This window comes from Cellvibrio sp. (assembly GCF_053579595.1).
Map to the genome: position 1 here is coordinate 1 of NZ_JBRFPI010000112.1, position 11,789 is coordinate 11,789.

Consider the following 11,789-nt stretch of genomic DNA (forward strand, 5'->3'; position numbering starts at 1 on the left):
TTAATCATCGCTTTGTTACCCATTCTTGCCAAAAAAAAAGCGCGCCTGAGCGCGCTTCTCTAAACATCTAACAGTAATCTATCAGAAGTTTGCTCTTACTACGAAAGTATAACGAGTGTCATCAACGAACCAAGTGCGTGGCACTTTCATATTTGCATCGATCTTCGAGTAGGTACGAGTTTCAGTATTCAACAAGTTAACCGCTTGAAGACCGACTTTAATATTGTCGGTGACGTTATAAAACGCTGACGCATCCATATAGCCTTGATCATCGTTGTACACTGGCAAGCCAGTAATTACATCGCGCGAGGTCAAGAGATACTCAGAACGCCAGTTGTATGCCATACGCAGAGACCAATCACTTTTCTCATACATTAACGCAAAGTTAGCTGTATGGTCCGACTGACCTTGCAGCCCCAGATCTTGAGAAAATGCAAAATCAGTAGCAGGAGTTCCAGCACCTTGGTTCAAGTTAGCATTAGGAACGCCTTCAGCCTTGATGTAGGAGTAGTTAGCCTGAATACCAAAACCATCAAACGGTGCTGGCAACATATCATAGAACTGCTGATACGCAATTTCGAAGCCTTTCATCGTACCATCACCGCCATTTTGCGGACCAGCAATAGCAACAGTTTGAGTTACACCAGTATCTGGATTGGTGAATTCGCGCGCATAAGCACCATTAATGAAGAAGTTAGACAGATCTTTATAGAATAGAGATACGGTCATGGAGCCTGCAGAGGCGAAATACCATTCCCATGACGCATCATATTGAATGGACTCCATTGGCATCAGCAGCGGGTTACCTGAAGAGCCCTGATAACCCATAAAGGTAATTTTATTCCCATCAACAATGCTCTGTTCATTTATCGGGGTACCTTTGGCACTAAGGAAAACCGGAATACCATTAGCACTCAACAAAGCACCGTCAGGAGCAGAAGCATAATCCCCACACGGAACCGCCACAGTACCGCTCATACAATTTGAACCACTTTTCACTGTTGCTGGCAATCCAGATGCATGAGGCACACCACCAATTACGGGAGTTAACGGATGCGGGTTAGTTGGCCCCCAATAAGGCTCTTTAAATGTAAACGTTGATCCATCTGCAGTACCGATGTTCACATAGTTTCTTAAATCACCAATGTCTGGATACGCCAATGCTTTTGATACTGCAAAGCGAACAATTTGATCATCTGTCAGATTGACCTTTAAATTGAAACTAGGTAGAACGTCATCGACAGTTCTCTCAGCCTTATTTGGCGTATAAATTCCAGTCGCAAATTCATAAACATCACTAGCCAAGAAGTTGTTAGCGTTCCCTAAGAATTTGTATTTTTCATTAGGGTCATACAAATCATAAGCGGCCGGGTTAACGTTTTTAGGATCCCAGTTAGCGGGCAGATCATTACTTTTTGTAATCTGAGGATAAGTTGTGAAACCTTCAGTTTCATTGGTCACGCGAACATAACGAGCACCGATGTTACCGGTTGCGGGCAAACCAGCCAACTCTGTTTCAAAGTCAAAGCGAACATAAGCAGCAGTATTGGTCTCAGTCGTGGTATTAATTTCCCCATCAAGGAAGAAACCATTTAAATCATCGCGCTTGACACATGCAGTGCCATTCCATTCGGTTCTTTCATCCGCTGGACGCCACTCACTACCGCAATTATCGGAGTTTTCCGCGCTGTACATACCAGCAAAATAAGAGCCCCAATTTCTATATTGTTGAGTCAATTCATCACTTGGATGGATAACTTTATTTCCAGCGCCCTGAATATCTACCACACCACCGCGATAGAACTCGCTCCAATCAAGCAGTTGATATGCATCACCGGTAAACGATGAATCTAGAGAAGTGGTATTCAGCCAGCTACCATCATTGTCCCAAAGCGGACCCAAACGATCCCAATTGTAAGCAGAGTTGCGAACTGTTTGCTCGCGTTCAGCAGTACGAACACCCGCCTTCACTTTGGTAAAGAAACCGCCCTCTAATGCGTAATCAGCATCAATACGAATAGCATCTGACTGCCCTTCACTGCGCTCAAAGTGATCCATTGCGGCGTTGTACAAATAAGAACTTTCGCTACTGAAGTATTCATCGCCAGTATTATACTGATTACTTGATGGAGCAAACGACCAAGGATTCAGTACAGTTGCAGCAGGCTTCCCTCTTAAATCCACATCCATAATTGCCCAAGTCATAAACATCAAGGTGACATCATCATCTTGTGTTTCAGCTTTAATATGTTGTAAATCTACTGACATCTCTAATTTATCATTAGGTGTCCACTTTAAATTAAAGCCGAAATCATCAATAAGTGTATTCTGTTCTTTGTAGCGATTATCCGTTTGGAACCTATGACCGAACACAGGAACCTGAGGGCTACTCCAGCTTGCATTGTGAGGGACCTGCTGGCCATTTCCACGCCAACCGTCCTGAAGGTGAGCCAATGATCCGCTCAGGAATACACCCTTTTCATCAAACTCGTACTGCTCACCTGGTGCGCCGTAAGTTGTACCGGTATTAAAATCCATCTGACTTTTAATAGCGTTTTCTGTCCAAGCCAGAGTTGCATCAGAGCGCATGAACTGAAACGATGCCTCCAGAGTTTCATCACTGCTTTCCCACTGGGTAGCCAACGCGATCCCCGTACGGTCACGAGTATCCGTCTTCATAAACATATTCATGCCATTAGGCACTAACACGCCTTGAGTGCCGATATCCGTAGCTGGATTGAGCGGAGGGGTGCCACTGTTTGGACCACCAGTAACCAAAGTGCCGTCATATGTGTACGGATTTGTGACGTACCCAAAACCAGGGAAAATGCCATTACCGGTCAGGCGGCGAAATTCGTAGCGGTCAACTTGAACACCATGAGAACTCGCCTCAAGATTTGAGTCAGAAGCGTTTAACAGGAAACCAAATTCGCCCGCAGAGGTCTCCCAGCGATCACTAAACAAAAATGACACAGTCGGGGTGAGCTCTTCGGTCATATCTGCATAGGTAGCATCAGCAGAGAACGAGAATACGCGACCATCCTGATCAAAAGGTTTACGAGTACGCAAGCTCACAGTACCTGAGATACCGCCCTCGATCATATCAGCCGTTTGGTTTTTGTAGATATCTACGCCAGCCATCAACTCTGGCGGAACATCTTGGAAGCTCAAGCCACGGCCAGAGTTAGCCGTAAATGAGTCACGACCATTAAATTCCGAACGAGTCTGGGACATACCACGGATTACCGCTCCCGAACCTTCCACACCTTTGTGATCAGGGTCGTTCGCAGCGGCGAAACGCTCGATAGATACACCGGGTACACGCTGCATAGCTTCCAGTACGCTTCGATCCTGAAGAGAACCGATGTCATCAGCAGAAATTGCATCGACAAATGTATCTGAATTTCTTTTAATCTCTTGCGCATTCTGCAAATCAGAGCGCATTCCCGTAACGACAACTTCCTCAACACTGGCATCTTTTTCTTCAGTAGCATCTTGCGCAAAAGACGGCGCACTTAATGCCATGATGCACATAGCCAACATGGATTTTTTGAACTTGACGCCCTGTTGTTGTGCGGTTTTTTGATTTTTATGGAAAACCATAGCCAACCCCTTTGTTAAATTTATCTTTAGGTGATTTTTATATTGTTTTGTATTTCAGGAAGAAATCAAAACTCCTCAAGTGTAGATCAAGGTTTTGCTGTTAGAGCTGATCTTGCATACTTGTAAGTAAAAGAAAGCAAGATACTCATATCCTACGCCTATGATGATTAATGTGTCAATCTGACTATAAGTCATAATGGAATAATAAATGATCTATCAGGAGACAGATTGATAGCGCTGTCAATTGAAAGATAGATTAACAATTACCCTTGATTTGAAGTTTCGCAAATAAAAAAAGCCCGCTTGTAAAAGCGGGCTTTTTGACGACAAAAAAGCGGGACTTTATGCCAAAAATGGATGGCGCAAGACGATAGTTTCGATCCGGTCAGGCCCCGTGCAAATGATATCGATTGGCGCCTTGATCAACACTTCAAGACGGTTAATGTAGGCGCGGGCGTTGGCAGGTAGCTCTTCCAGAGTTTGAGCGCCCACAGTGGATTCGCTCCAACCAGGCATTTCTTCATAAATTGGTTTAATGCCAGCCCAACCATCGGCATCATAGGGCATGCCAACGATAGGATTGCCTTTAGCATCTTGATAACCAATGCAGATTTTTACAGTTTCAAGCCCATCAAGCACATCAAGCTTGGTGAGGCAAATACCAGTGACACTGTTAATACGGTTGGCATGGCGCACCGCGACCGCATCAAACCAGCCGCAGCGGCGCTTACGGCCAGTAGTTGCGCCGAATTCATGCCCTTTTTTGCCCAAGTATTCACCAATCTCACAACCTAACTCAGTCGGGAAGGGGCCTGAACCAACGCGGGTGGTATAGGCTTTGGTAATGCCGAGCACGTAATCCAGATAAAGCGGACCAAAACCGGAACCGGTAGCAGTGCCGCCAGCGGTGGTATTGGATGAGGTTACAAAGGGGTAGGTGCCATGGTCGATATCCAACAGCGAACCCTGAGCACCTTCAAACAGGATGCTTTCACCCTGTTCACGTGCAGTGTGGAGTAACTCAGTCACATCAGCCATCATCGGCAACAGCTGCTCCGCCCAGAGCTTGCAATCTGCCATTACCTTGTCGAAATCAACTGCTTCGACTTTGAAGTAGTTGGTCAATACAAAGTTGTGGTAGCTGAGAATCTCTTTAAGCTTAACGGCGAAACTTTTCAGGTCAACCAAGTCACCCAAGCGCAGACCGCGACGCGCGACCTTATCTTCATAGGCTGGGCCAATACCGCGACCGGTGGTGCCAATTTTGGCATCGCCACGCGCCAGTTCACGCGCCTGGTCCAAGGCAACATGATACGGAAGAATCAGTGGGCAGGCGGGAGACAAACGCAAATTTTTGCGTACCGAAACACCAGTATCTTCTAATCCTTTGATTTCTTTGAGCAATGCTTCAGGCGATAACACTACCCCGTTGCCGATCAGGCAGGTGACGCCTTCGCGCAAGATACCCGATGGAATCAGATGAAGAACGGTCTTTTTGCCGTCGATCACCAGAGTGTGACCCGCATTATGGCCACCTTGAAAACGCGTCACAAGGGAGACCTGATCGGTCAACAAATCCACGATCTTGCCTTTACCTTCGTCACCCCATTGGGTGCCCAATACCACGACGTTCTTGCCCATGACTGGTTTAACTCTCTGTGCTGGATAAAAAGAAAACTGACTGATTAAAGCGCTACTACCTGGTAGCGACCATCCTGTAACAATAATTGACGATCGCAGCCCAGCTCTGCCAGGTTGGCGTCATCGCTGACTGCGATAATGCGCTGCCCTTGCTTGCGCAAGTTTTGGATCATCTGCCACTGCTGCGTATTACCGGTTTCAATAACGGCAATGGCGGGCACCCCAACTTTGGTGAGCAAACCCAGTTTACTGATAGCGGTAATATCGACCGCAAAACCGGTTGCCGGACGCGCGCGGCCAAATACTTCACCGATATGATCGTAGCGACCACCACTGGCGATAGGATTGCCGTAACCTGGCGCAAAGGCCGCAAATACCAAGCCGGTTAAGTAGTGATAACCGCGCAACTCGCCCAAATCAAAATACAACTCGGCAGCGGGATAGCGCTGTTCGATAACACGCGCAACCTCATCCAACTGATCAACGGCAACTTGCGCAGCTTTGACATCCCTAAACAACTCACGTGCTTTTTGCAAAACTGCCTTATTACCTGCCAATGCTGGCAGGTTTAAAAACAACTGCGCTTTGGTTTGATCGGCAATATTGGCATCAACCCAGATACGAATTTCAGTCGTTGCTTTGCGCTGCAACAACTCAAAAAAGGTATCTTCCTGGGCTTTGGTCAAACCGGCATCTGCGGCTATCGCGCGATAAATGCCGACATGCCCCAAATCGATATGCAACCGCGGCAGTCCCGCCACTTGCAATGACTCCAACAGGAGTGAAACAACTTCGATATCAGCAGCAACACTTGGCTCGCCGTAAAACTCCAGCCCAGCCTGGATAGGAGTGCGGGTTGCAAGCGGATTTTTGGGCCGGGTGTGAACTACATGACCGGCATAACACAGGCGATTGGCGCCGGTGCGATTAAAACTGTGGGCATCCATACGCGCGGTTTGCGGGGTTATATCGGCGCGGATACCCAAAGTGCGACCACTTAACTGGTCGGTGACCTTGAAGGTGAGCAGGTCTACATCGCGCCCTAAGCCGATCAACAATGAATCGGTATATTCCAGCAAGGGTGGGATCACCATGTCATAGCCCCAAGTGCTGTACAGATCCAGCAGGCGGCGACGCAAACTATCTATGGCTTTGGCTTCGGCGGGGAGAATTTCCTCCACTCCGTCCGGTAACAGCCAACGATCAGCGTAGGTCATAAGCGACTCTAGGTTAAATGCAGGGTTAAATGCGCGGTTTAGAGGTAAAGAATCCGGCAAGCACGCATAAAAAAACCGAGCGGCTGGCTCGGTTGCAGCATTTTAACACTGTTTGCCGGGGGATTTGTAGGTCAATCGCAATAAGATCAGCCATACAAAAAAATCGCCCGCATCGCGGGCGATTTTATAACAGGTCAGTGCTTAGTTTTTACCCTTGGGATCTTTCAGGTAGCGAAAGAAATCGCTCTTTGGATCAACCACCATCAGGTCATCCTTACCGTTAAAGCTGAGACGATAGGCATTGAGGCTGCGCACAAAACTGTAAAATTCAGGGTCTTTGCTGTAGGCCTCAGCAAAGATTGCCGCTGCTTTGGCATCGCCATCACCGCGGATACGCTCTGCGTCGCGATAGGCATTGGCTTCCAATACTGCGCGCTGCTTGTCTGCATCTGCACCAATCACTTCAGCTTGCTCTTTACCCTGTGAGCGATATTCACGCGCTTCCTTTTCACGGTCAGCGGCCATGCGGGCAAACACAGATTGGCTAGCTTCAGGCGGGAAATCGATGCGTTTTACACGAATATCTTTAACTTCGATACCGAGTAACTTAACCGCATCGACATTGATGCTAGCGGTAATTTCGCTCATCAACTCATCGCGCTTGCCAGAAACCACGTCGTGCAAGGTACGACGACCAAACTGGTTACGCAAACCGTCTGCTACGCGCTGCGCCAAGCGGTTTTCTGCCGTAGCCTCATCGCCGTTAGTCGCTTTGTAGTAAGTCTCCACATCTTTTACTTGCCATTTGATATACGAATCCACTACCAGACGCTTGTTCTCGACGGTAAAGAAACTTTCAGGTGTCATATCGGCAGTCAGTAAGCGACCATCAAATTTACTTACCTTGGCCCAGGGCTTTTTGAAGTGCAGACCAGGTTTAATATCAGCCTGAACCAAGCGACCAAACTCCAGCATAATGGCGCGCTGATACTCAGTAACCACATAAATCGAATTGAATGCGAGCAACAATCCAACAATCAATGCAATGAGCGAAATAAAACCTTTAGTAGACATTAGCGAACCTCCCTACGAACAAGGGGCTTGGGTGACTCAAGCGTCTGGGTAGCCCGACTATTAAAACTGTCTGTTTGTGTCTGCGGCTCAGCCACTGGTGAACGCGAACCCATACGATCCAACGGCAGATACAACATATTGTTACCGCCCTCGACATCCACCATCACTTTGGAAGAGTTTTTCATCACACTCTCCATAGTTTCAAGATAGAGGCGCTGACGGGTCACTTCCGGTGCACGCTTATATTCGGTCAGCAGGTTTTCAAAACGATCGGTCTCACCTTCTGCACGAGCGATAACTTCTGCCTTATAAGCCTCAGCCTCCTCAATCATGCGTTGCGAGCGTCCACGCGCTTCAGGAATGATGCCGTTGGCATATGCCTGCGCCTGATTTTTTAACCGGGCCTCATCTTCTTTGGCTTTGATCACATCATCAAACGCCGAACGCACTTCTTCAGGCGGGCGCGCCTCCTGAATATTCACGTTAATGACCTGAATACCCGCACCATAAGAATCCATGTACGTCTGCAACCGCTGTTTTACTTCCGCAGCAATTGCCTGACGACCTTCGGATAGAACCTGGTTCAACTCAGTGGAACCAATAACATGGCGCACCGCCGAGTCAGTCGCATGGCGCAAGCTCACTTCAGGATCTTTTACGTTGAGCACATAGGCGCGCACATCAGAGACGTTAAATTGCACAGTGATTGGCAATTCTACGATGCTTTCATCTTCTGTCAGCATCAAACCGCGTGAAGGATACTGGCGTTCGCCCGTCACGTTAACGATATACACCTCAGTAATCAAAGGTGCATTCCAGTTCAAACCTTCCGTTTTAATTTCGGAGAAGGCACCAAATTTCAGCACCACAGCGCGCTCTTTGGCATCGACTTGATAAACACCAGCACCAACATAAAACACGGCCGCAATGATCGCACCAATCGCAAACAACGGGCCAAAATTGGCACCGCCAGATGATTTACCGCCACCTGATCCACCGCCAAAAATGCCGTTTAATTTGTCTTGCAGCTTTTTAAAAGCCTCATCGAGATCGGGCGGGCCATCATTATTCTTGCCGCTATCGCGTCCGCCCCAAGGGTCTTTATCTTTTCCCGGTTCATTCCAGGCCATAGTTTTTCTCCACGTAGAAAGTAAAGCTGTATTGGGGATGATTCGTGCGTTTACAACTCCCCGAATAAATCATCGGGCACAGGTAAAGTCTGATCATCCCAAGTCAAATCCTCAAAAGCCAGAGAAGCGGCACTGAGAATTCGCAATAAATCACTTTTGGGCTGGCGTATCTGCAAGAGGCTAGCGCCATCTTCGCGATAATTTTCTTCCACAACTGCCTGTTGGGCGTAGAGCATAGCGCGCAAACGCCCCTGAGTGGGAGTCAACACCAAACATCCATTAACAACTTCTTTGCCTAACAATTCAGAGATGGCTTCAGACAACAACTCACAACCAGCACCGGTTTGCGCAGAGAGCCACACCGCGATGGGCTTGCCTGATTCGTCGCGATCAATTTGCGGCTCCGCATCGGCAAGCAAATCGATTTTGTTGTACACGCGCAACTGCGGCAAATCGGCCGCGCCTATCTCTTCCAACACCAACTCAACTTGCTCGGTATTACGCATCCGCTCTTCCGCTGCGGAATCTATCACATGCAAGAGTAAAGTTGAGTTGCTTGCTTCCTCCAATGTTGCGCGGAAGGCTTCAACCAACTTGTGGGGAAGATGACTGATAAAGCCTACAGTATCCGCCATAACGACGGCACCTATATCGGATAACTCGATACGGCGCATAGTGGGGTCGAGCGTGGCAAATAGTTTGTCCACCGCGTAAACATCTGCCCCAGTGATGCGATTAAACAAGGTGGATTTACCGGCGTTGGTATAACCCACCAAGGACACAGTTGGGATAGCGGCACGCTGACGTGAACGACGCCCCTGCTCACGCTGCGAACGTACCTTTTCCAAGCGCTGCTCAATCATACTGATACGATTGCGCAACAATCGGCGATCGGTTTCAAGCTGGGTTTCACCGGGACCGCGTAAACCTATCCCGCCCTTTTGGCGCTCAAGATGCGTCCAGCCGCGAACCAAACGCGTAGCAGAATGGCGCAACTGCGCCAGTTCCACTTGCAACTTACCTTCAAAGGTGCGCGCTCTCTGGGCGAAAATATCCAGAATCAAACCGGTGCGATCAAGTACGCGACACTGAAGCACTTTCTCCAGATTACGTTCTTGGCTGGGAGTCAAAGTGTGATTAAAAATCACCAGTTCAGCTTTATGCTCAGCAACCAAGTCAGCCAGCTCTTGAAGCTTACCGGTACTGATGAGAAATTTAGCGGTGGGAGTAATGCGTGAACCACTGGTAAGAAAGGCAACAGGATCACCACCTGCGGACAATACCAGCTCTTCAAATTCGCGGGGATCTTCGGCATCTTGGCCGTGAGATAAATTCAGGTGAACCAGCACAGCCAGTTCACCCGATTCAGGGCGATCAAAAAACAATTAGCGACCTCGAGGTTGTATCAATGATTTGATAAATTACTCGGCTTGCTCGTCTTCTTCGCCTTCGATACCGCCTGCTTCGTTCAGCAGAGGTACGCGTACTGCACGTGATGGCACTACAGTGGAGATTGCATGCTTGTAAACCATTTGGCTTACGGTATTTTTCAACAGCACGACAAACTGATCAAATGACTCAACCTGACCTTGTAATTTGATTCCATTTACCAGGTAAATGGATACAGGCACACGTTCTTTACGCAGAACGTTCAGGTAAGGGTCTTGTAAGCTATGCCCTTTTGACATGTTTATCTCCTAGGGACAATAAAAATTATAGTAATTACCCACCCGAGACACCTAGTACATCCAGTAAGGAGGGGGTGGAAGAAAGCATGAAAATCTGACTAGGGTTCTCACGTAGGCATTATATGGCTCCGGCACCTATAAAATTCAAGGCGCAACGCACAATTTCTTCCTTTGTGAGTGAAATTCCCTGTTCATTCTCAGTGTATAACCAGTGTAGTTCACTATTTGATGTTGTCGACCAACCGCGCAACCAGGTGAATTGTCGCTTGGCTAATTGTCGCGTAGCGATAATGCCGCGCTCTGTCATCTCACTGTAATCCAGATGACCATCGAGATAATCCCACACCTGGCGATAACCCACCGCACGTATGGCAGGTAAATCCGGATGTAAATCACCGCGTTGGCGCAGACATTTCACTTCATCAACCAAACCACCGGCAAGCATTTTTTCAAATCGGCCAGCAATACGTTGATGCAGGATAGAGCGATCACGCGGCGCTATCGCCAACTGGCAAACCTTGTAGCGCTCGCAAAACAATTGTTGCGCTGAAGGTTGATGCTGGACCTCGCGCAACTGCGCCATGGTTTTACCGCTCACGCGATACACTTCCAATGCGCGGCTGACTCGCTGTGAGTGGTTGGGATGAATTTCAGCTGCCGTTTCCGGATCGACTTGTGCGAGCTGTGCATGAATATGCGGCCAGCCAAATGTTTCCGCCTCGCGCTCAATCTGCGCGCGCACCTCTGCATCTGCCGCAGGCATTTCAGCCAAGCCATCCAGCAGCGCGCGAAAATAGAGCATGGTACCGCCGACCAGCAAAGGAATTCGCCCCTGCGCGTGAATCGCAGTAATTTCGCGCTCAGCGTCCGCCAAAAAATCGGCCACTGAATAAGGCTCCGCAGGATCGCGGATATCAATCAGACGATGCGGCGCCAAGGCCTGCTCTTGTGCCGACGGTTTGGCTGAGCCGATATCCATGCCGCGATAAACCAACGCGGAATCCACACTGATCAATTCAACCGGCAAATGTTGGCGCAAGGCGATAGCAAGATCGGTTTTGCCTGAGGCAGTTGGCCCCATCAAAAAAATCACGGGTAGTTTTTGCGCAGAACTGTTCATGTTCACTATTGTCCGCGCATAAACATTTTGTCGAGTTCATCAAGCGATTGAAGCAACCAGGTTGGCCGGCCGTTCGAGGTCGACCAGTTCACCGCCATAGGGCGGGATCAGATGGCTGGACAGGCGCACCCTCCTGGGACGGGGGAGCAAGCGGGCAACCGATTCCCAAACACCGCATCATCCCCGGTTGGGCCCCACAGCGCAAGGGGAGGAGCGATGGCGCCGTAGCAGGATTCGCGCGCAACCGGATGATAGAGTCCCGGGCGGTCTCGATCTGCGGGAGGCTGGATGAGAGCGGAGAGGTTCTATGGACCGG

At 48.7% G+C, this 11,789-nt stretch carries 8 protein-coding genes; all 8 read right to left on the minus strand.

Features of this window, described 5'->3' with window-relative positions:
- Positions 1–81 precede the first annotated feature (81 nt).
- A complete protein-coding gene (locus ACWA6V_RS09035; protein WP_449522175.1) occupies positions 82–3,603 on the minus strand; it encodes a TonB-dependent receptor in 3,522 nt (1,173 codons plus the stop codon).
- 342 nt (positions 3,604–3,945) lie between these two features.
- Positions 3,946–5,244 (minus strand): adenylosuccinate synthase, encoded by a 1,299-nt coding sequence (locus ACWA6V_RS09040; RefSeq protein ID WP_449522176.1) that lies wholly within the window; start codon positions 5,242–5,244, stop codon positions 3,946–3,948.
- 44 nt (positions 5,245–5,288) lie between these two features.
- Entirely contained in the window at positions 5,289–6,461 is a 1,173-nt protein-coding gene (locus ACWA6V_RS09045; protein ID WP_449522177.1) for an ATP phosphoribosyltransferase regulatory subunit, read from the minus strand.
- A gap of 201 nt (positions 6,462–6,662) precedes the next feature.
- Entirely contained in the window at positions 6,663–7,535 is an 873-nt protein-coding gene (hflC, locus tag ACWA6V_RS09050; RefSeq protein ID WP_449522178.1) for a protease modulator HflC, read from the minus strand.
- On the minus strand, positions 7,535–8,665 hold the full coding sequence (gene hflK, locus ACWA6V_RS09055; protein ID WP_449522179.1) for an FtsH protease activity modulator HflK: 1,131 nt from the start codon (positions 8,663–8,665) through the stop codon (positions 7,535–7,537). The genes hflC and hflK overlap by 1 nt, the downstream gene beginning before the upstream one ends.
- A 50-nt stretch (positions 8,666–8,715) precedes the next feature.
- On the minus strand, positions 8,716–10,050 hold the full coding sequence (hflX, locus tag ACWA6V_RS09060) for a ribosome rescue GTPase HflX (RefSeq protein WP_449522180.1): 1,335 nt from the start codon (positions 10,048–10,050) through the stop codon (positions 8,716–8,718).
- A 36-nt stretch (positions 10,051–10,086) separates the two neighbouring features.
- On the minus strand, positions 10,087–10,353 hold the full coding sequence (gene hfq / locus ACWA6V_RS09065) for an RNA chaperone Hfq (protein WP_039912679.1): 267 nt from the start codon (positions 10,351–10,353) through the stop codon (positions 10,087–10,089).
- Positions 10,354–10,471: 118 nt separating this feature from the next.
- On the minus strand, positions 10,472–11,473 hold the full coding sequence (gene miaA / locus ACWA6V_RS09070) for a tRNA (adenosine(37)-N6)-dimethylallyltransferase MiaA (RefSeq protein ID WP_449522181.1): 1,002 nt from the start codon (positions 11,471–11,473) through the stop codon (positions 10,472–10,474).
- Positions 11,474–11,789 lie beyond the last annotated feature (316 nt).

What these genes read in the sequence shown, in the direction of transcription:
- ACWA6V_RS09035 (WP_449522175.1), bottom strand. Translation starts at nt 3,603, where the DNA reads ATGGTTTTCCATAAAAATCAAAAAACCGCACAACAACAGGGCGTCAAG.
- ACWA6V_RS09040 (WP_449522176.1), bottom strand. Translation starts at nt 5,244, where the DNA reads ATGGGCAAGAACGTCGTGGTATTGGGCACCCAATGGGGTGACGAAGGT.
- ACWA6V_RS09045 (WP_449522177.1), bottom strand. Translation starts at nt 6,461, where the DNA reads ATGACCTACGCTGATCGTTGGCTGTTACCGGACGGAGTGGAGGAAATT.
- hflC (WP_449522178.1), bottom strand. Translation starts at nt 7,535, where the DNA reads ATGTCTACTAAAGGTTTTATTTCGCTCATTGCATTGATTGTTGGATTG.
- hflK (WP_449522179.1), bottom strand. Translation starts at nt 8,665, where the DNA reads ATGGCCTGGAATGAACCGGGAAAAGATAAAGACCCTTGGGGCGGACGC.
- hfq (WP_039912679.1), bottom strand. Translation starts at nt 10,353, where the DNA reads ATGTCAAAAGGGCATAGCTTACAAGACCCTTACCTGAACGTTCTGCGT.
- miaA (WP_449522181.1), bottom strand. Translation starts at nt 11,473, where the DNA reads ATGAACAGTTCTGCGCAAAAACTACCCGTGATTTTTTTGATGGGGCCA.